Origin of the sequence: Streptomyces sp. SCSIO 75703 (assembly GCF_036607905.1) — a bacterium.
Lineage (GTDB): Bacteria > Actinomycetota > Actinomycetes > Streptomycetales > Streptomycetaceae > Streptomyces.
Map to the genome: position 1 here is coordinate 3,421,269 of NZ_CP144555.1, position 21,420 is coordinate 3,442,688.

The following is a 21,420-nucleotide window of genomic DNA, read 5'->3' on the forward strand; positions in this document are numbered from 1 at the left end:
CCTCAGTACGCCAGCGAGCGGTCGACGGCGTCCAGCACCCGGTCCAGGTCGGGCAGGTACTCCTCCTCCAGGCGGGCCGGCGGGTACGGGGCGTGGTAGCCGCCGACCCGGAGCACCGGGGCCTCCAGGTGGTAGAAGCAGCGCTCCGTGATCCGGGCGGCGATCTCCGCGCCGGAGCCGAAGAAGACGGGCGCCTCGTGCACGACGACCAGCCGGCCGGTCTTCTCGACCGACGCCTGGACGGTGTCGAAGTCGAGCGGCGAGACCGAGCGCAGGTCCAGCACCTCCAGGGAGCGGCCCTCCTCGGCCGCCGCGTCGGCGACCTCCCGGCAGAGCTTCACCATCGGGCCGTACGCGGCGAGCGTGAGGTCGGTGCCCTCGCGCACCACGCGGGCGGTGTGCAGCGGGCCGGGGATGGCCTCGGTGTCGACCTCGCCCTTGTCCCAGTAGCGGCGCTTGGGCTCGAAGTAGATCACCGGGTCGTCGCTCTGGATGGCCTGCTGGAGCATCCAGTAGGCGTCCGACGCGTTCGACGGGGAGACCACCTTGAGGCCCGCCACGTGGGCGAACAGCGCCTCGGGGGACTCGGAGTGGTGCTCGACCGCCCCGATGCCGCCGCCGTAGGGGATGCGGATGACGACCGGCAGCCTGACCTTGCCCAGCGAGCGGGCGTGCATCTTGGCGAGCTGCGTGACGATCTGGTCGTAGGCAGGGAACACGAAGCCGTCGAACTGGATCTCCACGACCGGCCGGTAGCCGCGCAGGGCCAGGCCGATGGCGGTGCCGACGATGCCGGACTCGGCCAGCGGCGTGTCGATGACGCGGTCCTCGCCGAAGTCCTTCTGGAGCCCGTCCGTCACCCGGAAGACGCCGCCGAGCTTGCCGACGTCCTCGCCCATGATCAGGACCTTCGGGTCCGTCTCCAGCGCGCGGCGCAGCGACTCGTTGATCGCCTTGGCCAGTGCCAGGTTCTTCACCGTCTGCGACATCTCAGACCCCCTCGGAGTCCGCGAACGACGCCTGGTAGGCGGCGAACTGGGCCCGTTCCTCGTCGACGAGCGCGTGCCCGTCCGCGTACACGTTCTCGAAGACGGCGAAGCGGTCCGGGTCCGGCATGGCGCGGACCGCCTCCCGCACCCGCCTGCCCAGCGTCTCGCTCTCGGCCTCCAGCTCGCCGAAGAACGCCTCGTCCGCGTGGCCGTCGGCCTCCAGGTGGCGGCGCAGGCGCAGGATCGGGTCCTTGGCCTCCCAGGCGGCCCGCTCGTCGTCGTGGCGGTAGCGGGAGGGGTCGTCGGAGGTGGTGTGGGCGCCCATGCGGTAGGTGAACGCCTCGATGAGCGCCGGGCCCTCGCCGCGCCGGGCCCGCTCCAGCGCCCAGCGGGTGACCGCGAGGGAGGCGAGCACGTCGTTGCCGTCCACGCGGACGCCGGGGAAGCCGAAGCCCTGGGCGCGCTGGTAGAGCGGCACCCGGGTCTGCTTCTCGTTGGACTCGGAGATGGCCCACTGGTTGTTCTGGCAGAAGAACACGACGGGGGCGTTGTAGACCGCGGCGAAGTTGAACGCCTCGCTGACGTCGCCCTGGCTGGAGGCGCCGTCGCCGAAGTAGGCGATCACGGCCGAGTCGGCGCCGTCCTTGGCGACGCCCATGGCGTAGCCGGTGGCGTGCAGCGCCTGGGAGCCGATGACGATCGTGTAGAGGTGGAAGTTGTTGCCGTTGGGGTCCCAGCCGCCGTTGTTCACCCCGCGGAACATGCCGAGGAGGTTGGTCGGGTCCACCCCGCGGCACCAGGCGACACCGTGTTCGCGGTAGGTGGGGAAGACGTAGTCGTCCTCGCGGGTGGCCCGGCCGGAGCCGATCTGGGCGGCCTCCTGGCCGAGCAGCGAGGCCCACAGGCCCAGCTCGCCCTGGCGCTGGAGAGAGGTGGCCTCGGCGTCGAAACGCCGGGTCAGCACCATGTCGCGGTAGAGGGCGCGCAGCTCGTCGGCGGTGATGCCGTCGACGTACGACGCGTACTCCGCGTCGGCGGCGTTCTTGACGCGCTTGCCCTCGGGCGTCAGCAACTGCACGAGCTGCGTCTCGGAGCCCTTCTTCGCGGTGGTGCGGGTGGTGCGTTTGGTGCCGGTGGTGCTGGCCTTGCCTCCGGCGCTGCGTCGCGGCTTGCGCGCGGCAGTGCTCTCCACGGTCACGTGTGCTCCTCCGTCGGTCCGGCGCCCGGGTTCGCCGGGTGCTGGGATTCCCCCGGCTCCGTTCAGGAGACGGGGGAGCGGCTCGCCCGAGCCCCTCCGACGCACAGGGTGGGTGCGGACCGGACGGGGTCAGGCGTGACAGGTGCCCCGGCGAGCGCCCTGCACAAGGCACGTTACCCAGTGCTCCACATTTCTGTGAAACCCTGCCTGACCTGCGTTTTTACTTGGGTTTCCAAGTAAATCGGCACAGTCCGGAACAGGTGCTGGTCAACAGCCTCGCAGGGGGCCGGAACAACGGCACGTTATCCCGGCCACCCCGGGCACGGGAAGACTTGGTGTGTTTGACTGACCTCGTGCGCGAAAGTGAACAAATCCGGGTATTCCTCCTTGATGACCACGAGGTGGTCCGCCGGGGGGTGCACGAGCTGCTCGCCGGGGAGCCCGACATCGAGGTGGTCGGCGAGGCCGGGACGGCGGCCGACGCCCTGGCGCGCATCCCCGCTGCCCGGCCCGACGTGGCCGTGCTGGACGTCCGGCTGCCGGACGGCAGCGGGGTGGAGGTCTGCCGCGAGATCCGCTCCGGCGACGAGTCCGTGCGGTGCCTCATGCTCACCTCCTTCTCCGACGACGAGGCCCTCTTCGACGCGATCATGGCCGGGGCGGCCGGCTACGTCCTCAAGGACATCCGGGGCACCGAACTGCTCTCCGCCGTACGGGACGTCGCCGCCGGCCGGTCGCTGCTGGACCCCTCGGCCACCGCGCGGGTGCTGCAACGGCTGCGGGAGGGCGAGCGGCGCGGCGACGACCGGCTGGCCCGCCTCACCGAGCAGGAGCGGCGCATCCTGGAGCTGATCGGCGAGGGGCTCACCAACCGCGCCATCGGCGAGCGCCTGCACCTCGCCGAGAAGACCATCAAGAACTACGTCTCCAGTCTGCTGGCCAAGCTGGGGATGCAGCGGCGCTCCCAGGCCGCCGCGTTCGTCGCCCGGATGCAGGCCGAGCACCGCTGACCCGGGGCGCCGGCCGGCCGTACGGGCGGGGGCCGTGGGTGCCGGTGCGGACGCGGACCGACGGGTGACGGACCCGGGCCGGTGGCGCGGTGCGACGGGTGACGGACCCGGGCCGGTGGCGCGGAGCGCCTGCCCGGTCCGCCGCATTCGGGACTTACGTCCCCCCGCACCGGGGGCGGGCGACTCTGTGCGGGACGCGTCCGCTCACGCACAGTGAGTACATGCGTTCCGACGAACAGCTCGCGGTCGGCCTGCTGGGCCGCACCGCCTACGGCCGGGCGGCCACCAGTCTGCGCGCCCTGCCCACCCTCGCCTTCGCGCGGCACATCGTGGCCGACGGCCACGTCCTGCTGCGCATGCCCCGAAGCTGCGGATACCACGAGGTCTGCGCCGGGAGCGTCGTCGCCTACGGCTCGGACAACCTCGGCTCGGCCCGGCCGGGCGAGGGGCTGTGGGCCGTGCAGGTGGTGGGCCGCTGCGAGCCGCACGAGCCGACCGCCGCCGAGATCGAGCGGTTCGGCCCGGCCCCGCTCCAGGTGGACGGCGAACCGTACGACCCCGTCTACCTGCGCATCGAGCCGCGCTTCGGCACCGTGCACTCCGCGGAGGGCGTCCCGGGACAGCAGTCCGCCTCCGCGCTGCGGACCACCGCCCCCGGCGAGCGCTGAGCGCCCGGGACCGCACCCCCGACGTGCCGCGCGCGTGCGCCCTCGTCGGGGCGCACGCGCGCGGCGGTCGTTTAAGGGGTCCGGCGGGCCCGGGTCAGCCGCCGAGGGGGTTCTCGATGCCTCCGGGGTCCTCCTCGCCCTCACCCGGCGGGGAGACCGGCGGCGGGTTCGAGGTCTGGCCGCCGCCCGGCTGCTCGGTCGTCGGCGAGGTCGGCGGCGTCTGGTCGTCCGGCACGTCGTCGCTCGGCTCCTGCGTGGTGGGCTGCGTCTGCGGGTACGACGGCGTGTACGACGGGGTGTAGCCGCCGCCGTAGCCACCGCCGGTGCCGCCCTGGCCGGTGCCGGGGTCGGTGGTGTGCTCGGTCGCCTCGTCGCTCGGCGTCGCGCTGGGCTCGTCCTCCTGGGCGCTCGGCGAGGTGGTCGGCGACTGCGTGGTGCCGGTGTTGTCGCCCGTGCCGCCACCGCCGTTGTTCAGCGCCAGGGCGACGCCCGCGACCACGGCGATCACCGCGAGCACGGCCAGCACCCACAGCTTGCCCCGGCCGCTGCCCGCGTTGCCGTGGCCCTCGAAGCCGCCGTCGTCGCCCCCGCCGTAGCCGGCGGGCAGGATCGGCTGGGGGATCTGCGTGGTGCCCGCGCCCATGTCCGGGTGGGGCAGCGCGGTGGTGCCCGCCATGCCGCCCGCGGGGGTGTGCCGGCCGTCGTGCATGTCGACCGGGCCGGTGTTCCAGGTGCCGGTGTGACCGCCCTGGTCGTAGAGCATCTGGAGCGCGTACTGGATCAGGCCGCGCATCTCCTCGGCGGTCTGGAACCGGTCGTCCGGCTCCTTCGCCAGCGAGCGCATGACGAGGCCGTCCAGCTCCGGCGGGCAGGCGTCGGAGACCTCGGAGGGCGGCGTCGGGATGTCCTGGACGTGCTGGTAGACCACCGACAGCGGGGTCTCGCCGGTGAACGGCGGGCGCAGCGCGAGGAGTTCGTAGAGCAGGCAACCGGTGGCGTACAGGTCGGAGCGGCGGTCGACGGGCTTGCCGAGCGCCTGCTCCGGGGAGAGGTACTGCGGCGTGCCCATGACCATGCCGGTCTGCGTCATCGTCGTCGACGCCCCGTGCAGGGCGCGGGCGATGCCGAAGTCCATGACCTTCACCGCGCCGTTGTGCGTGATGATCACGTTCGCCGGCTTGATGTCGCGGTGCACGATGCCGTGCTGGTGCGAGTAGGCCAGCGCCTCCAGGACGCCCGTGACGATGATCAGGGCCTGCTCGGGGCCGGGCGCCTCGGCGTTGAGGAGGAGGTCGCGGATGGTGCGCCCCTCCACGATCTCCATGACGATGTACGGCACGGACTGGCCGCCGACCATGTCCTCGCCGGAGTCGTACACCGCCACGATGGCATGGTGGTTGAGACCGGCCACGGACTGCGCCTCGCGCGTGAAGCGGGCCTTGGAGGTCGGGTCCTCCGCGAGGTCGGCGCGGAGCAGCTTCACCGCCACGGTGCGCCCGAGCCGCACGTCCTCGGCGGCGAACACCTCGGCCATGCCGCCCCGGCCGAGTCTGTGGGTCAGCCGGTACCGACCGTCGCCGACCAGTCCGCCGTTCCCCCAGGCCTCCGGCGCGTCAGACGTACCGCCGCCAGTCGCCTCGGGGTCGGACGGGCCCTGGGCGCGCTGCTGCTGTGCCATCAGTCCTCGCCGTCGTTTCTGCCCGCGGTGCGCGCGGTGTTGTCACGGTCTCCGTCGGCCACGCTACAGCCTTCGCAGGGGCCTCCGGTCCGAGATGGGCGCCAGGACCGGCACGAGACGGACCGGTCATGAAACCCCGCTCCCGCGCCGTCGTGCAAATTCCGCGCACCGGCCGTGTGCCCGCTGTAACGCTTCCGCGACGCTTCTTTCGCGTACGGTCACGGAACGGGCACCGCGCTTGACGTGTCGGTGCCCTGGGGCAGACTTGGCCGGGAATAACACTTTCGATCAACGAGCGCTCGCGTCGCTGCCTCCGGCGCCGGAGCGCCGACGGGGGACACGGATCATGAGCCAGGACGCCGGACAGGGCCGGTACGCGGGGCGCGCGCTCGCCGGCGGCCGCTACCAGCTTCGCGACTTGCTCGGCGAGGGCGGCATGGCCTCGGTCCACCTGGCGTACGACTCGGTACTGGACCGGCAGGTCGCCGTCAAGACCCTCCACACCGAGCTGGGCCGCGAGCAGGCGTTCCGCGAGCGTTTCCGCCGCGAGGCACAGGCCGTGGCGAAGCTCACCCACACCAACATCGTCTCCGTCTTCGACACCGGCGAGGACGACGTCGACGGTCTCACCACGCCGTACATCGTCATGGAGTACGTGGAGGGCCGCCCGCTCGGCTCCGTGCTCGACGAGGACGTCCGGCGCCAGGGCGCCATGCCCGTCGACCAGGCCCTTGAGGTCACCGCCGACGTGCTGGCCGCCCTGGAGATCAGCCACGAGATGGGCCTGGTCCACCGGGACATCAAGCCGGGCAACGTGATGGTGACCAAGCGCGGCGTGGTCAAGGTGATGGACTTCGGCATCGCCCGCGCCATGCAGTCCGGCGTCACGTCCATGACGCAGACCGGCATGGTCGTCGGCACCCCGCAGTACCTCTCGCCGGAACAGGCCCTCGGCCGCGGCGTGGACGCCCGCTCCGACCTGTACTCGGTCGGCATCATGCTCTTCCAGCTCGTCACCGGGCGGCTGCCCTTCGACGCGGACTCGCCGCTGGCCATCGCCTACGCCCACGTGCAGGAGGAGCCGGTCGCCCCCTCCTCGGTGAACCGCTCGGTGCCGCCGGCCGTGGACGCGCTGATCGGCCGCGCGCTGCGCAAGAACCCCAACGAACGCTTCCCCAGCGCCGAGGCGATGCGGTCCGAGTGCCTGCGGGTGGCGGCCTCCGTCCAGGCGGCCCCGCCGAGCATCGTCCCCGGCGCCGCCACGGGCAGCGGCGCGGGCGTCGGCTCCGCCGTGTTCCCTCCCGTCGACCAGGGCACCCCGGCGCCGACCGGCCCGGTCCAGACGCCCTACCAGCCCGCCCCCCAGCAGCAGCACCCCTACGGCACCCCGGCACCGACCCCGTCCTACGGCTACCCGCAGCAGGGCGGCTACCCGACGCCGCACGGCACGGGCTACCCGCAGCAGGGCACGCCGACGCCCCCGCCCTACGCCGTCGGGCCCCCCTCGCAGGGCGGCGGCGGCCGGGGCGGCAAGGGCATGCTCGTCGGGATGGTCGCGGGGGCCGTCCTGGTGGCCGGCGGTCTGATCGGCGCGCTGATGTACGCCAACGCGGGCGACGGCAAGGACGACCGGGCCGGGGGCGGCGCCTCCGCGTCCGCCTCGGCGTCGAAGGCCGAGGGGTACCGGGGCCCGGACAAGAGCAAGCAGATCGACTCCGACAAGTGCACGGAGCCCGACGAGTCGTACAACGACCCCGACAAGGTCAAGGTGCCCGACTTCACCTTCAAGCACATCGACTCGGTCAAGGAGTGCTTCCAGGCCGCGGGCTGGCAGATGAAGATCGTCCACGTGGACGAGAACACCTACGGCGAGGGCTCGGTCCGCGACCAGTTCCCCTCGGCGGGCACGGACGTCGACCCCGACGACATGCCGGAGATCCAGCTCAAGGTCTCGACGGGCAACCCCGCCTCCTGACCCCCTCCCGCCCGCGACGAAGGGCCCGGCAGCCGGTGCTGCCGGGCCCTTCGCGCACGTGGTGCGGTGAGGGGTGTCTCAGAGGTAGGGCCCGCCGGTACGACCGCCGGGGTGGGGTTCGTCGCCGTCGTGCCCGGCGCCGGGCGGCAGGGCGCGGCGCATCTGCTCGAGCTGGGCGCGGGCGGCCATCTGCTGGGCGAACAGCGTGGTCTGGATGCCGTGGAAGAGCCCCTCCAGCCAGCCGACCAACTGGGCCTGCGCGATCCGCAACTCGGCGTCGGTGGGCGTGGCTCCGTCCGTGAAGGGCAGCGAGAGCCGCTCCAGCTCCTCGACCAGCTCGGGCGCCAGGCCGTCCTCCAGTTCCTTGACGGAACTGGCGTGGATCTCCTTGAGCCGGACCCGGCTCGCCTCGTCCAGCGGCGCGACCCGCACCTCCTCGAGCAACTGCTTGATCATGCTGCCGATCCGCATGACCTTGGCAGGCTGCTCGACCTGCTCCGTCACCGGGATCTCCCGGTCCTCGCCGCCGTCTCCGCCGCCGCTGAGCGCCATTCCGTCCTGGCCGACGACCAGGATCTGGGGCTTCTCCGGCGACCTGTCGTTCCTCGGCATCTCCATGCGTCCATTGTCGCGCACCCGGCGTTCCTGTCCGAGTGGCGCCCCCCGGTCCGGCGCCGTTCTCGCGTTCGGCGGCATCCGGAATGCCGCGAGGTCCGGGGAATGTGACGCTTGTCCCGTCGACCGCGCCGGCGGACCGGGGTCGACCGAGCCGATCCGGACCGGGAGGGGGTCTCCGTATGACTCCGTGGCGCCGCACCCTGCACGCGTCGGGCCTCGCGGGCGCCCTGACCCTGGGCACCCTCGCGACGGCCCCCGTCCCCGCCGGAGCACACGCGGCGGGTCCGGGGACGCTGACAGCGGCGGTGGAGGGGACGGGCGCCCGGTCGGAGGCGGGGACGGGAGCCGGGCCGGGGGTTTCGGTGCGCGGGGACGGCGGCGGGGCCGGGGTGGGGTCGGGGCCCGGGGGCGGGAACGAGACGGCGCCGCGGTCCGCGGGCGGGTCCGGGTCCGGGCCGACGTACGGGAACGGGGGCGGCGGCGACGGTGGGGTGAGGGCCGGTACCGCTGGGGCGAGGGCCGCCGGGCCGGCCTCGGCGGCGCCGTCTCCGGGCGGGGCCGTCCCACCGACGGCGGGCCCTCCGGCCGGGGACGCCGACGGCACGGACCGGGAAGACCGGGAGGAGACGGACGGCGGGGCCGTTCCGCCGGGGCCCGGGAACGCCGTGGGCGGCGACGGCGGGGACGACGCCGGGCGGGGCGGCACGGAGACGGCCGCGCCTGCCGACGACGGACCGGTGCCCGCCCCCGGGCCCCCGTCCACCGACCCCTCCGGCCCGGCCGCGTCCCCGTCCGCCTCGGCCGAGCCCTCCCGGGCGGGCAGCCGGCCCGGTGAGGGACGACCGCGGCCGGGACGCCCCGAACCGGAGGAGAACGCCGACGCCGACGCCGACGCCGCGGTCGAGGACGGCGACGCCCAGGCCGGGGGCAGCGGCGTCCCCGACGGTCCGGACACCCCCGTCCCGCCCTCCGCGGCCTTCCACGTGCCCTCCGCGACCCCGTCGGCCACGGAGGTGGACACCGGCACGCCCGCCGCGGCCGGCGCACCGGTCCGGCGGCTGCTGCCGCTCGGCACCGGACTGGTCCTGGTCGGCCTCGGCCTGGCCCTCGCCTTCGTCGGCCTCCGCCTGCGCCGTCACTAGGGTCTGCTGTCCGGACAGGTTGGTGACACGGCCGGCGGGTGTCTGGCCGTCGATGCCGGTGTGGGGCCGGACCGGGGCCGTCCGCGTGTGCCCGGGACGCGGACGGCTCTCCGTGGCGCGGCCGGCCGCGCGGTCTGGAGGCCGGGGCGGGCCCCCGCTCTCCAGGCGGCGACCCCGGCCCCGGGCGGTCTCCCGAGCCGGGGCCGCGGCGGCTTGAGCCGGGGCGGATCGGTGGGCGGGGCCGGGGCCGGGGCCAGGGCCGGGGCGGGGCCGGTGGCCAGGGCGGGCGCCGGGCCGGGTGGCCCGGGGGAGCCGCTACGCGCCGGCGATCAGCAGCACCTTGCCGATGTGCCCGCTCTCCTCCAGCACCCGGTGCCCGTCCGCCGCCGCGCTCAGCGGCAGCTCACGATCGATCACCGGCCGCACGTGGCCCCCGGCGATCAGCGGCCAGACGTGCTCCCGTACGGCCGCCACGATCGCCGCCTTCTCCTCCAGCGGGCGGGCCCGCAGGGAGGTCGCGCTGACGGCGGCGCGCTTGGTGAGCAGGGCCCCGATGTTCAGCTCGCCCTTCACGCCGCCCTGGAGGCCGATGATGGCGAGGCGGCCGTTCACGGCGAGGGCCCGCACATTGCGGTCGAGGTACTTGGCGCCCATGTTGTCGAGGATGACGTCGGCGCCCGCGCCGCCGGTGGCCTCCCTGATCTCGGCGACGAAGTCCTGCTCCCGGTAGTTGATCAGGATGTCGGCGCCCAGCGCGGCGCACCGCTCCAGCTTGGCCGCGGTGCCCGCCGTGACGGCGACCTTCGCGCCGACGGCCTTGGCGAGCTGGATCGCCATGGTGCCGATGCCGCTGGAGCCGCCGTGCACGAGAAGCGTCTCCCCGGGGCGCAGGTGGGCGACCATGAAGACGTTGGACCAGACCGTGCAGACCACCTCGGGCAGCGCCGCCGCCTCCGTCAGGCCGACGCCCTCGGGCACCGGCAGGAGCTGTCCGGCCGGGACGACGACCTTCTCGGCGTATCCGCCGCCCGCGAGCAGCGCGCACACCTCGTCGCCGACCGCCCAGCCGGAGACACCGGTGCCGATCGCGGTGATGCGCCCGGAGCATTCCAGGCCGGGGTAGGGGGAGGAGCCGGGCGGCGGGTCGTAGAAGCCCATGCGTTGCATGATGTCGGCCCGGTTGACGGCGCTCGCCGCCACCTCGACCAGGACCTCGCCCTCGCCGGGCACCGGATCGGGGACCTCGGCCCACACCAGCGCCTCGGGGCCTCCGGGTTCGGGAATCGTGATCGCATGCATGGGGCCGACGCTACCCTTCCGCCACCGTCCGGGAACCGGTGTGGCGGAAGGGAAAACGCGTCAGTCGCGGGGCAGCGGGCGGATGTCGGGCGTCACCTGCCGGCCCGGGGTGGCCCGGACAATGGTGATCAGGCGGTCCGTCAGCTCCAGTCCGCCGACGGCCGGATCGTCGTAGCCGAGCACCCGGTGTCCGCGCAGGACGCTCACCACGAGGTCGTCCAGCTCGCGGGGGTTCCGGCCCACCTCGGCCTTTATGACGGGGCGTTCCACGAGGTCGAGCCCGGTGCCCTGGTGGATGAGATCCTCTATCACCATGCCCGCGGCGGGGCTGAGCACGGAGAGCCCGAGCAGCCGGCCGGCGGCGCTGGCGCTGGTGATCACCGCGTCGGCGCCGGACTGCTTCAGCAGCGGCGCGTTCTCCTCCTCGCGGACCGCGACCACGATCTTCGCGCCGCGGTTGATCTGCCGGGCGGTCAGCGTCACCAGCACGGCCGTGTCGTCGCGCTGGGTGGCGATGATGATCTGCCGGGCCCGCTGGACCTCGGCGCGCTTCAGCACATCGCTGCGGGTGGCGTCGCCGACCACCCCGGCGAAGCCGTCGGCCGCGGCGGCGTCGATCACCTTGCTGCTCGGGTCCACCACGACGACCTGCTCCTTGCGGAGCCCCGCCGCGCAGACGGTCTGGAGCGCCGAGCGTCCCTTCGTACCGAAGCCGACGACGACGGTGTGGTCGCGCAACGCGGACCTCCAGCGGTTCAGGCGCCATTCCTCCCGGGTGCGTTCGGTGAGGACTTCCAGCGTGGTGCCGACGAGGATGATCAGGAAGAGCACCCGCAGCGGCGTGATGACGAGGATGTTGGTCAGCCGGGCGGCGTCCCCGACCGGGGTGATGTCGCCGTATCCGGTGGTGGAGAGCGTGACGGTGGCGTAGTAGCAGGCGTCGAGGAAGTCCACGGAGTCGCCCGCGCCGTCGTGGTAGCCGCCCCGGTCGGCGTAGACGATCACCGAGGTGACCATCAGGACGAGCACCGCCATCGAGAGCCGCTTGGCGACCTGGCGGAACGGCCGTTCCACCGCCTTCCTCGGGAGTTTCACCCGGTGGGTCACGAGGTGTTCGTCCGCCTGGCGGGCGATCGCGTCCTGGCCCGGAAGTTTCACGTGAAACACACTCCGATTCCACCGGCCGCCCAGGGCAGGTCGAGGATCTCGGTCTCCTGTCCCGGCCGCACGCCGCCGGGCGGGACGACCGCCAGGGCGTCGGCCGCGGCCATGCCGCGCAGCATCGCCGGACCGTTGTAGTGCAGCGGCACGGCGCCGCCGCCGCGCAGGGCGACGGGAACCAGCCGGGTGTCGTACGGATGGCCCGGCACCGCGCCCCGGGCCGGCAGCGCGCGGGGCGCGGGGGCGGGCCGGGCGGCGAGAATGCGCAGCAGCGGCTCGGCCAGCGTGAGCAGGCCGGATACGGCGGCGAGGGGGTTGCCGGGCAGCCCGACGAGGTGCTGGGCCTCCCCGGTCCGGGCCAGCAGCATGGGGTGCCCAGGACGCACCCTGACCCCGTCCACCAGCAGGTCGGCGCCGATCCGCGCGAGGACCGGGTGGACGTGGTCGACGGGGCCCGCCGCGGTGCCGCCGGTCGTGACGATCAGGTCGGCGGTCGATTCCGTGATCGCCCGGTGCAGGGCCTCGGCGTCGTCACCGATCCGGCGGACGGCGCCCGTCTCGCCGCCCAGGGCCCGGATCCAGGGCGGCAGCATCGGGCCGAGGGCGTCCCGGATGAGGCCCTCGCGGGGCAGTCCGGCGGTGAGCAGTTCGTCGCCGAGGACGAGGAGGTCGACGCGCGGCCGGGGGACCACGTCGAGGGTGTCGTAACCGGCCGCCGCCGCGAGCCCGAGCACGGCGGGGGTCACCAGGGTGCCGAGGGGCAGCAACTGGTCGCCGCCCCGGCACTCCTGGCCCCGGGGGCGGATGTCCTGGCCGTGCACGACCTCGTGGGTGGCGTGCAGCCGGTCGGGACCGCCGGTGCCCCGGGACGCGGCGCTCTCGTGTCCGGTACGGCCGTGCTCGGCGTGGCCGCCGCCGGGACCGCTGTCGGGACGACTGCCGGGATGGCCGTCGTCGGTGACCGCGGGCCCGGTGCGGCCCTGCACTCCGCGGCCCGCCCCCGGGCGCCCGTGGTCGACGCGCCCGTGTTCGGTGCGCAGGACGGCCGTGGTGTCCGGGGGGACGCGGGCACCGGTGGCGATACGGACGGCCTCGCCGTCGGTGAGGGGCGGGGCCGCCGCGTGCCCGGCGAGCACCCCGTCCTCGCGGACGGTCCACGGGCCCGGTCCGGCGACCGCCCAGCCGTCCATCGCGGAGGTGTCGAAGGAGGGCAGGTCCGTGAGGGCGGGCAGGGCCGTGGCCAGGGTGAGGCCGAGGGCGGCGTCGAGGGGGACGGTGAGCGGTGCCCGGCCGGCCGCGCGGACGGCGGTGCGCGCGGCGCGCTCGGCGGTCGCGCGGGCCTCGGGCCAGGGCGTGGCCCGGTGGCGGTGGTCCGGCGTACGGGCCGGGGCGCCGTCGTGGGTGTGCGGTGCGCGGGACGCGGGCGCCGGGTCGTGCGGGGGGCGGTTCTCCTTCACCAGGGCGAGTGCTTCCTCGGCGCCGAGATCGTCCGCTTCCTCGCCGGCCCGCGTGCCCGGGGCGGTCATCAGACGTCCGGCTGGCTGTCGGGACGCGCCCCGGTTCCGTCGCCGCCCGGCGGGACGGTGTTTGTGGCCGGGCCGGGGGGCGCCGGCTCCGCCGCCTCCTCGGCCCAGCGCAGGGCCAGTGCCTCGGCCTTGCGGACGGCCTCGGCGACGGCCTCCGGTCCCCCCGCGGCCCGTCCCGCGGCGTAGCCGACGAGGAAGGTGGTCAGCGGGGCGGCCGGGCGGGCGACACCGTGCGCGGCGTCGCGGGCGAGGTCGAGCAGGAGGGTGATGTCGACGTCGAGGTCGATGCCCAGCTCGTCCTTGGCTGCGGAGATCCATTCATCCAACACGTGACCATGCTCCCTGATACGTGCCCTTGCGGTGGCGATGTCGTCCCAGGTGTCGCAGTCGAAGGACGCGACGGCGTCGGGGACGCGGCTGAGGTGGAGTGCGGCGGTGAGCCGGCGCAGGGGGAGCCCGGCCAGGCCGCCCCGTTCGTCGGAGAGCCCGGCCAGGACGCGGCGCACCGCACCGGCGCGGTAGGCGGCGACGAGGGGCTGGTCGCGGCCCTCGGCGTCGGTGAGCAGCACGGCGTCGGCGGGGCCCGCGGCGAGTTCCGCCAGCAGCCGGCCGACGACCGCGGCGTCGAGGAAGGGCAGGTCGGCCGAGACCACGAGGACGTGCTCGGCCGTGGTGTGCCGCAGTCCGGCGGCGAACGCGGCGAGCGGTCCGCCGCCCGGCGGGTCCTCGCGCGCCCAGACCACGGGCCGGGCGGTGGGCCGGGGGTCGGCGACGACGACGGTGGTGTTCGCCCCGGCCGCCGCGGCGAGCACCCGGTCGAGCAGGGCCCGGCCGCCGACGCGGAGACCGGGCTTGTCGGCGCCGCCCAGCCGCCGTGCGGCCCCTCCGGCGAGCACGACGGCGTCGTACGCGACGGCCGCCGTCCCCGGCGCGGGGGCGGGGCCGGCTCCTGGGTCACCGGGCGGTCGGTACGCGGTCACCCCCCGAGTATGCGTGTCCGCGCGATCACAGGGAACGTGGGGGCGCCCGCCGCCCTCCTCCCGGGCCCGTCGGCTGCGGGGCGGCGCCCGCCGCCGAGCGGAGACGACACGCCCGGTGCGCCCACCCGCCCCCGGGAAAGGGACCGCCGGCGGCCCGGTCACCCGGCGGGCCGCCCCGCAGCAGCGCGAGCACCCGCCCCGGGGAGACCCCGCCCCGGATGCCGCCCCCGCCCGGCCCGGTGGCCCGGCGGGGCGACGGAGCGACGGGGCGGCGGGGCGACGGGGCGGCGCCACCGGCACCCGGGCCGACACCGCGTGCCGGGCGGGACCCCGCCGACCGGCCACCGGCGCCACCGGCGGCAACAACGGCAGGGGGACGAGACCGGCATCCCCGGCACCGCGTGCGGGGTCACGCTCGGGCGACCGGCTGCCCGGCGTCACCCCGCCGGCACCGGTCCGTGGCGTCCGGCCTGGCCGGATGCCACGGACCGGCCCCCCCGCCCCGGCCCACCGCCTTGGTGCGGCGCGGGCGGGTCGGGGCCCGTATCCGAGCACCGGGGCACACCACGGCACGCTCCGCGCACACGCCGGGCCGGACACCGCGCGCCGGGCGGAGCCTCCCGGTGCCGCTCCCACGGCCGCGCGGACGGTGGAGGAGACGGAGGAGACGGAGGAGACGGGGACGAGGTGGGGCGACGGTCCCCGTCACCCGGTCACAGGGTGCGCAGGAGCACCGCCGGCTGTTCGACGCAGTCCGCCACGTACCGCAGGAAGCCGCCCGCGGTGCCGCCGTCGCAGACCCGGTGGTCGAAGGTGAGCGAGAGCTGTACGACCTGGCGGGCCGCCAGCTCGCCCTCGTGGACCCAGGGTTTGGGGACGATGCGGCCGACGCCGAGCATGGCCGCCTCGGGGTGGTTGACGATCGGCGTGGAGCCGTCGACGCCGAACACGCCGTAGTTGTTGAGGGTGAAGGTGCCGCCGCTCAGCTCCCCGGGAGTCAGCCGACCGGCGCGGCCGGCCTCGGTGAGCCGGGCGAACTCGGCGGTGAGTCCCTCGGCGTCCCGCGTGTGCGCGTCCCGGATGACGGGCACCACCAGGCCCCGGTCGGTCTGGGCGGCGAAGCCCAGGTGGATCCGGTCGAGGCGGACGACCTCCCGGGCCTGGGTGTCGACGGTGGAGTTCAGCTCGGGGAAGCGGGCGAGGGCGGCGGTGCAGATCCGGGCCAGCAGCGCGATCAGGGAGACCTTCGGACCGCCCGCGGCGTTCATCGCGGTGCGGGCCCGCATCAGCTCGGTCGCGTCGGCGTCCACCCAGCAGGTGGCGTCGGGGATCTCGCGCCGGCTGCGGGAGAGCTTGTCGGCGACGGCGCCCCGGACGCCCTTGAGCGGGATGCGCGTCCCCTCGGCGGGCGGCGGCGCCGCGACCGGCGCGGCGGGGCGCGGCCCGGCCTCGGCGGCGGTCCTGCCGCCCTGTGCGGCGGCGGCGCGCAGCGCGTACTCCACGTCGGCGCGCAGGATCAGCCCGTCGGGTCCGGAGCCGGTCATCTCGCGCAGGTCGAGGTCGTTCTGCCGGGCGAGCCTGCGCACCAGGGGGGAGATGACGGGGACCGGGCCGTCCGGCTGCTCGGCGGGGGCCGGGTGGCTGTCGGCCCGCGCCGGTAGGCGGGCGGCGGGGCCGGTGCGCTCCGGCCGCACCCGGCGCCGGCGGGCGGGGGCCTTTGAGGTGCCGTAGCCGACCAGGACGTTGCCCGAGCCCTCGGCCGGTGCCGCCTGCCCGCGCTCCGCCTCGGGCGCCCGCTCCCCCTCCGGGGCCTGCCGGGTGCCGGCGGCCCCGGTGCCCGGACCGGTCGCCGCGGTCCCCTCCGGCGCCGGCTCGCCCACGGCGACCGTGATCAGCGGCGCCCCGACGGGCAGCTCCGTGCCCTCCTCGCCGAAGCGGGCGGTGACCACTCCGGCGTAGGGGCAGGGCACCTCGACCATCGCCTTGGCGGTCTCCACCTCGACGACCGGCTGGTCGACGGCGACCGGCTCGCCGACCTCGACCAGCCAGCGCACGATCTCCGCCTCGGTGAGCCCCTCACCGAGGTCGGGGAGCTTGAACTCCAGCACCTGTGCCATCAGCTCTCGGCCTCCCACTGCAAGCGCCCCACGGCGTCCAGGATGCGGTCCACACCGGGCAGGTGGTGGCGCTCCAGCATCGGCGGCGGGTACGGGACGTCGAACCCGGCCACGCGCAGCACCGGCGCCTCCAGGTGGTGGAAGCAGCGCTCCGTGACCCGGGCCGCGATCTCGCCCCCGGGGCCGCCGAAGGCGTGCGCCTCGTGGACGACGACCGCGCGTCCGGTCCGCCGCACCGAGGCGCAGACCGTCTCGTCGTCGAACGGCACCAGCGAGCGCAGGTCGACGACTTCGAGGTCCCAGCCCTCGGCTCGGGCCGCCTCGGCGGCCTCCATGCAGACGGCGACCGAGGGCCCGTACGTGAGGAGCGTGGCGCTCCGGCCGGAGCGCCGCACCACCGCGCGGCCTATCGGCTCAACGGGTGAGGGCCGCTCCGGGTTCCAGGAGTCCTTCGACCAGTACAGCCGCTTGGGTTCGAGGAAGACCACCGGGTCGTCGGAGGCGATGGCGGCGCGCAGCAGCCCGTAGGCGTCGGCGACGGTCGCGGGCGTGACGACATGGAGCCCCGGGGTCGCCATGTAGTACGCCTCGGAGGAGTCGCTGTGGTGCTCGACGCCGCCGATGCCGCCGCCGTAGGGGATGCGGATGGTCAGCGGCAGGGGCAGCGTGCCGCGGGTGCGGTTGCGCATCTTGGCGACATGGCTGGCGAGCTGCTCGAACGCCGGGTAGGCGAAGGCGTCGAACTGCATCTCCACGACCGGGCGCAGCCCGTACATCGCCATGCCGACGGCCGCGCCGAGGATGCCGGCCTCGGCGAGCGGGGTGTCCGCGCAGCGGTCCTCGCCGAACTCGGCGGCGAGCCCGTCGGTGATCCTGAAGACGCCGCCGAGGGTGCCGACGTCCTCGCCGAGGACGTGCACCGCGGGGTCGTCGGCCATGGCGTCGCGCAGCGCCCGGGTCAGGGCCTGCGCCATGGTGGCCGGCTTCGCGGCGACGGTCGTCATCGGGGTCCTTCCGTGCTCGCGGCGGTCCCGGTGGTCCGGCCGGTCCCGGTGGTCGGGGCGGTCTCTGCTTCGGCCTCGGCCGCCAGCTCCGCCCGCAGCAGGTCCCGCTGCTCGCGCAGTTGCGGGGTCGGCTCGGCGTAGACGTGTGCGAAGAGGTCCATCGGGTCCAGGCGCGCGTCCTCGTTCATCCGCGCGCGCAGGTCGGCGGCCATCGCCTCGGCGTCCTCGCGCGCGCCGCGCACGGCGTCCTCGGTGAGCAGCCCGCGCCGGGTCAGCTCCTCCTCCAGCAGGGCGATCGGGTCGTGCCGCCGCCAGGTCTCGACCTCGTCGTCGCCCCGGTAGCGGGTGGCGTCGTCGGCGTTGGTGTGGGCGTCGACGCGGTAGGTGAGCGCCTCGACCAGGGTGGGGCCGCCGCCCGCGCGGGCGTGGCGCACGGCGTCCGCGAGGACCTCGTGCACGGCGACGGCGTCGTTGCCGTCGACGAGGCGGCCGGGCATCCCGTAGCCGACGGCCTTGTGGGCCAGCGAGGGGGCCGCGGTCTGCTTGGCGAGGGGGACGGAGATGGCGAAGCCGTTGTTCTGCACGAGGAAGACGACCGGGGCCTGCCAGACGGCCGCGAAGTTCAGCGCCTCGTGGAAGTCGCCCTCGCTGGTGCCGCCGTCGCCGACCATGGCGAGCGCGACCACGTCGTCGCCCTGGAGGCGGGCCGCGTGCGCGAGGCCGACGGCGTGCGGGAGCTGGGTGGCGAGCGGCGTGGACAGCGGGGCGACCCGGTGCTCGCGGGGGTCGTACCCGGTGTGCCAGTCGCCGCGCAGCAGGGTGAGGGCCTCGACGGGATCGACGCCGCGGGCGATGACGGCGAGGGTGTCGCGGTAGCTCGGGAAGAGCCAGTCCCGCTCGGCCAGCACGAGGGCGGCGGCGATCTCGCACGCCTCCTGGCCGGTGCTGGAGGGGTAGACGGCGAGCCGGCCCTGCTTGGTGAGGGCGGTGGCCTGCGCGTTGTACCGGCGGCCCTTGACCAGCTCCGCGTGGAGCCGGAGCAGCAGTGCGGGGTCGGCCCCGGCGGCGGCCTCGGTCCCCAGGACGCGGTGGGGTTCCGCGTCGGGCAGCAGGGGCGCGGGATCGGTACGGGGCTGCCAGGCGGGCGGCGGTGTGGGCCGGTAAGCGCCCCGCTGCTCCATGACCGTCATGACGGCACCTCCTCGTGGGAGCGGCTTCGGGCTCGCCACGGGTGTGACGGGCCTCACCTACCGATTGTTCGGTCGTCGGTGCATTTTGGCTACAGGCGGCCCCAGGCTGTGGACAATCGGTTCTCCACAGCCTGTGATGGACGCAGTACGTCCATGGTAGGAAGGCGGGGGGACATGGCATCTGAACAAATGGCCGAGCGCCCGGAGGAGTCCGGCACCCCGCCGCCCCCGCGCCCGCTGGACGCGGTGGACCACGACATCCTGCGCATGCTCCGCGCGGACGGCCGCGCCTCGGTCCGCTCGGTCGCCGAACGGGTGCACGTCTCGCGCGCCAACGCCTACGCGCGCATCAACCGGCTCATCGAGGACGGCGTCATCCGGGGCTTCGGCGCCCGCGTCGACCACGAGCGGGCCGGCCAGGGCACCTCGGCCTACATCACTCTGAAGATCGTCCAGAATTCCTGGCGCACGGTGCGCGAGCAGCTCAGGCAGCTTCCCGGCGCCTCCCACATCGCCCTGCTGGGCGGTGACTTCGACGTCCTGCTGCTGGTGCACACGCAGGACAACCGGGCCCTGCGCGAGCTGGTGCTCACCCGCATCCAGGCGATACCCCAGGTGCTCAGCACCCGCACGCTGCTGGTGTTCGAGACGGAGGACCTGGAACCGCAGGGCTGAGGCCCGAGGCGGGTCAGGCCGTCCGGTCGCCGCGCAGCCCGCCGAAGACCAGCCGCGCCACGGCGTCGGCCACCTCGCGCTCGGCCGCGCCGCGGCCGTCGGGCCGGTACCACTCGACGATCGAGTTGATCATGCCGAAGACGAGCCGGGTGGCGAGCCGCGGCTCCACGTCGGCGCGCACGTCCCCCTCGGCCGCCGCGGCCCTCATCAGCGCGGCGACCCGGTGGTCGAACTCGCGCCGCCGCTCCAGCGCCCACCGCTCGGTGCCGGTGTTGCCCCGCACCCTCAGCAGCAGCGTCACGTACGGCAGTTCGGCCATCAGCACCTCGACCATGCGCCGCACGACGTGCTCCAGGCGCGCGGCGGCGCCGCCCTCGCGCGCCCGCTCCTCGTCGAGGATGGCGAAGAGGCCGTCCAGGGCGCGGCTCACGGCGCGTCGCAGGAGTTCCTCCTTGCCGGCGACGTGGTGGTAGATCGACGACTTGGAGATGCCGGCGGCCTTGGAGAGGTGCTCCATGGAGGTGCCGTCGTAGCCGCGTTCGTTGAAGACCTGGACGGCGACGGAGAGCAGCGTCTCGGGGGTGTACGTGTCGCGCTTGGCGGTGGTCATGGGGCGCTGCCCTCCGTTGCGTCGCGGGCGTGTGCGTGGCGGTGCAGCGCGAGGGACGGGGCGCAGCGCCCCGCGGGCTCGCGCCGGTGCACCTCGGTGAGCAGGGCGTGGGCCCATCCGCGGCCGAGCCGGTCGCCCCACGCGAAGGGACCGAGCGGGTAGTTGACGCCGAGCCGCATGGCCGTGTCGACGTCCTCGCGCGTGGCGACGCCCTGGGCGACGGCGTCGTGCGCCAGGTCGACGATCCGCGCGACCGTACGGGCGACGATCATGCCCGGGACGTCTCCGACGACGCTGACCTCCTTGCCGAGCGCCTGGAACAGGCCGGTGGCCTCCGCCAGGGTGCGCGGCGCGGTGCCCTCCCCGGCGGCCAGGGCGATCCGGCCGGCCGCGCCGTAGTCGAGCGCCAGGTCGAACTGGACGGTGTCCCCCAGCTCGGCGGAGGTGCGCCCGTCCGCGAGACGGAGGCGGCCCCCGCCGGGCAGGAGCAGCGCGCCCGCGCCGTCCGGTGCCCCGTCGCGGACCTCGATCCCGGCCTCGCGGAGCAGTCCGGGCAGGCCGGCGGCGGGGCCCAGGCCGCCGGTGACGGCGACGTGCGCGGGCGGGTCCGCGGGGGCGGCGGTGTGCGGGGCGGGGCGCTCGGCGCCCTCCCCGTACGCGTACCAGCCCCGGCCGCTCTTGCGGCCGAGCCGGCCGGACTCGACCAGCCGGCGCTGGGCGAGCGACGGGGTGAACCGCGCGTCCCGGAAGAAGGAGCGCCACACGGAGTGCGTGACGGACTCGTTGACGTCCTGCCCGATCAGGTCGGTCAGCTCGAAGGCGCCCATCCGGAAGCCGCCCGACTCGCGCAGCACGGCGTCCACGGTGGCCGGGTCGGCGCCGCGCGCCTCGTGCACCGCGAGGGCCTCGGCGTAGAAGGGCCGGGCGATGCGGTTGACGATGAAGCCGGGCGTGTCCGCGCAGTACACGGGCGTCTTGCCCCAGGCGCGGGCCGTCTCGTACGCGCGCGTGGCCGCCGCCGGGGCGGTGGCGAAGCCGGAGACCACCTCGACCAGCGGCAGGAGCGGCGCCGGGTTGAAGAAGTGCAGGCCGACGAAGCGTTCCGGCCGGTCGAGGGCCCCGCCGACGGCGGTGACCGACAGGGAGGAGGTGTTGGTGGCGAGCAGGCACTCCTCGCCGACGGCGGACTCCAGCTCGCGCAGCAGTTCCTGCTTGGCGTCGAGGCGTTCCACGACCGCCTCCACGACCAGGCCGCAGCCGGCCAGCCCCGCGAGGCTCCCGGCGGGCTCCAGGCGGGCGCGCGCCGCGTCCCGCTCGGCGCCGGTGAGCCGCCCCTTCTCGACGAGGCGGTCGAGCCGGGCGCCGATCGCCTCGGCCGCCTGGCCGGCCCGTCCGGGAAGGGCGTCGTGCAGCCGCACGGGATGCCCCGCGATCAGCGCCACCTGGGCGATCCCCTGCCCCATGGTGCCGGTGCCGACCACGCCCACGGGGCTGCCGAGGTCGAGTGCTGTCATGGCGGAATCCTCCCCCACGGGGTTTTCCACAGAAGCGGCGGACCCCCTTGTACCGACCGATCGTTC

18 protein-coding genes are annotated in these 21,420 nt (G+C 75.0%); 5 read left to right on the forward strand and 13 right to left on the reverse strand.

Annotated features, from left to right (window positions below):
* Nucleotides 1-2 precede the first annotated feature (2 nt).
* Together VM636_RS14910 and pdhA (VM636_RS14915) are read right to left on the reverse strand one after the other, a co-directional pair.
* On the reverse strand, nucleotides 3-989 hold the full coding sequence (locus VM636_RS14910; protein ID WP_030421067.1) for an alpha-ketoacid dehydrogenase subunit beta: 987 nt from the start codon (nucleotides 987-989) through the stop codon (nucleotides 3-5).
* A gap of 1 nt (nucleotide 990) precedes the next feature.
* Nucleotides 991-2,187 carry a pyruvate dehydrogenase (acetyl-transferring) E1 component subunit alpha gene (gene pdhA / locus VM636_RS14915; protein WP_030421068.1) on the reverse strand — a complete coding sequence of 399 codons (1,197 nt, stop codon included), beginning with the start codon at nucleotides 2,185-2,187 and terminating at the stop codon, nucleotides 991-993.
* A 353-nt stretch (nucleotides 2,188-2,540) separates the two neighbouring features.
* Here pdhA (VM636_RS14915) and VM636_RS14920 point away from each other — a divergent pair, with 353 nt between their 5' ends.
* Both VM636_RS14920 and VM636_RS14925 read left to right on the forward strand, forming a co-directional pair.
* Complete coding sequence (locus tag VM636_RS14920) at nucleotides 2,541-3,197, forward strand: response regulator transcription factor (protein WP_030421069.1); 657 nt, start codon at nucleotides 2,541-2,543, stop codon at nucleotides 3,195-3,197.
* Nucleotides 3,198-3,418: 221 nt separating this feature from the next.
* Complete coding sequence (locus VM636_RS14925) at nucleotides 3,419-3,865, forward strand: hypothetical protein (protein WP_051821398.1); 447 nt, start codon at nucleotides 3,419-3,421, stop codon at nucleotides 3,863-3,865.
* Between the two features lie 94 nt (nucleotides 3,866-3,959).
* Here VM636_RS14925 and VM636_RS14930 read toward each other — a convergent pair whose 3' ends face one another.
* Nucleotides 3,960-5,543: a protein kinase gene (locus VM636_RS14930; protein WP_030421071.1), complete on the reverse strand. Its 1,584-nt coding sequence runs from the start codon at nucleotides 5,541-5,543 to the stop codon at nucleotides 3,960-3,962.
* Nucleotides 5,544-5,889: 346 nt separating this feature from the next.
* On the opposite strand from VM636_RS14930, the gene VM636_RS14935 reads away from it, so the two are divergent.
* On the forward strand, nucleotides 5,890-7,518 hold the full coding sequence (locus VM636_RS14935; RefSeq protein ID WP_030421072.1) for a protein kinase: 1,629 nt from the start codon (nucleotides 5,890-5,892) through the stop codon (nucleotides 7,516-7,518).
* A 78-nt stretch (nucleotides 7,519-7,596) separates the two neighbouring features.
* On the opposite strand, the gene VM636_RS14940 is transcribed toward VM636_RS14935, so the two are convergent.
* The gene (locus tag VM636_RS14940) at nucleotides 7,597-8,136 is read right to left on the reverse strand and encodes a bacterial proteasome activator family protein (RefSeq protein WP_030421073.1); all 540 of its coding nucleotides are present in this window, start codon (nucleotides 8,134-8,136) and stop codon (nucleotides 7,597-7,599) included.
* 665 nt (nucleotides 8,137-8,801) lie between these two features.
* Here VM636_RS14940 and VM636_RS14945 point away from each other — a divergent pair.
* Nucleotides 8,802-9,278 carry a hypothetical protein gene (locus VM636_RS14945; protein WP_037858511.1) on the forward strand — a complete coding sequence of 159 codons (477 nt, stop codon included), beginning with the start codon at nucleotides 8,802-8,804 and terminating at the stop codon, nucleotides 9,276-9,278.
* 315 nt (nucleotides 9,279-9,593) lie between these two features.
* Here the strand turns inward: VM636_RS14945 and VM636_RS14950 are convergent, their stop codons facing one another.
* The 7 genes from VM636_RS14950 to pdhA (VM636_RS14980) form a co-directional block, all read right to left on the reverse strand.
* Nucleotides 9,594-10,577 carry an NAD(P)H-quinone oxidoreductase gene (locus VM636_RS14950; RefSeq protein WP_053913004.1) on the reverse strand — a complete coding sequence of 328 codons (984 nt, stop codon included), beginning with the start codon at nucleotides 10,575-10,577 and terminating at the stop codon, nucleotides 9,594-9,596.
* A 60-nt stretch (nucleotides 10,578-10,637) separates the two neighbouring features.
* Nucleotides 10,638-11,735 carry a potassium channel family protein gene (locus tag VM636_RS14955; RefSeq protein WP_030421075.1) on the reverse strand — a complete coding sequence of 366 codons (1,098 nt, stop codon included), beginning with the start codon at nucleotides 11,733-11,735 and terminating at the stop codon, nucleotides 10,638-10,640.
* The gene (locus VM636_RS14960; RefSeq protein WP_338484796.1) at nucleotides 11,732-13,264 is read right to left on the reverse strand and encodes a molybdopterin molybdotransferase MoeA; all 1,533 of its coding nucleotides are present in this window, start codon (nucleotides 13,262-13,264) and stop codon (nucleotides 11,732-11,734) included. The genes VM636_RS14955 and VM636_RS14960 overlap by 4 nt, the downstream gene beginning before the upstream one ends.
* The gene (locus tag VM636_RS14965) at nucleotides 13,264-14,244 is read right to left on the reverse strand and encodes an NTP transferase domain-containing protein (RefSeq protein WP_199809400.1); all 981 of its coding nucleotides are present in this window, start codon (nucleotides 14,242-14,244) and stop codon (nucleotides 13,264-13,266) included. The genes VM636_RS14960 and VM636_RS14965 overlap by 1 nt, the downstream gene beginning before the upstream one ends.
* A gap of 713 nt (nucleotides 14,245-14,957) precedes the next feature.
* Nucleotides 14,958-16,361, reverse strand: coding sequence for a dihydrolipoamide acetyltransferase family protein (locus VM636_RS14970; protein WP_030421078.1), 1,404 nt, complete (start codon nucleotides 16,359-16,361; stop codon nucleotides 14,958-14,960).
* A complete protein-coding gene (locus VM636_RS14975) occupies nucleotides 16,361-17,365 on the reverse strand; it encodes an alpha-ketoacid dehydrogenase subunit beta (RefSeq protein WP_030421079.1) in 1,005 nt (334 codons plus the stop codon). The genes VM636_RS14970 and VM636_RS14975 overlap by 1 nt, the downstream gene beginning before the upstream one ends.
* On the reverse strand, nucleotides 17,362-18,555 hold the full coding sequence (pdhA, locus tag VM636_RS14980) for a pyruvate dehydrogenase (acetyl-transferring) E1 component subunit alpha (RefSeq protein ID WP_051821399.1): 1,194 nt from the start codon (nucleotides 18,553-18,555) through the stop codon (nucleotides 17,362-17,364). Before pdhA (VM636_RS14980) ends, VM636_RS14975 begins: the two co-directional genes overlap by 4 nt.
* Nucleotides 18,556-18,744: 189 nt before the next feature.
* Between pdhA (VM636_RS14980) and VM636_RS14985 the strand changes: the two genes are divergently transcribed.
* The gene (locus VM636_RS14985) at nucleotides 18,745-19,230 is read left to right on the forward strand and encodes an Lrp/AsnC family transcriptional regulator (protein WP_030421081.1); all 486 of its coding nucleotides are present in this window, start codon (nucleotides 18,745-18,747) and stop codon (nucleotides 19,228-19,230) included.
* A gap of 13 nt (nucleotides 19,231-19,243) precedes the next feature.
* Here the strand turns inward: VM636_RS14985 and VM636_RS14990 are convergent, their stop codons facing one another.
* Nucleotides 19,244-19,840: a TetR/AcrR family transcriptional regulator gene (locus tag VM636_RS14990; protein ID WP_030421082.1), complete on the reverse strand. Its 597-nt coding sequence runs from the start codon at nucleotides 19,838-19,840 to the stop codon at nucleotides 19,244-19,246.
* Nucleotides 19,837-21,354, reverse strand: a complete 1,518-nt coding sequence (locus VM636_RS14995) for a 3-hydroxyacyl-CoA dehydrogenase (RefSeq protein ID WP_030421083.1) — start codon at nucleotides 21,352-21,354, stop codon at nucleotides 19,837-19,839. The genes VM636_RS14990 and VM636_RS14995 overlap by 4 nt, the downstream gene beginning before the upstream one ends.
* Nucleotides 21,355-21,420 lie beyond the last annotated feature (66 nt).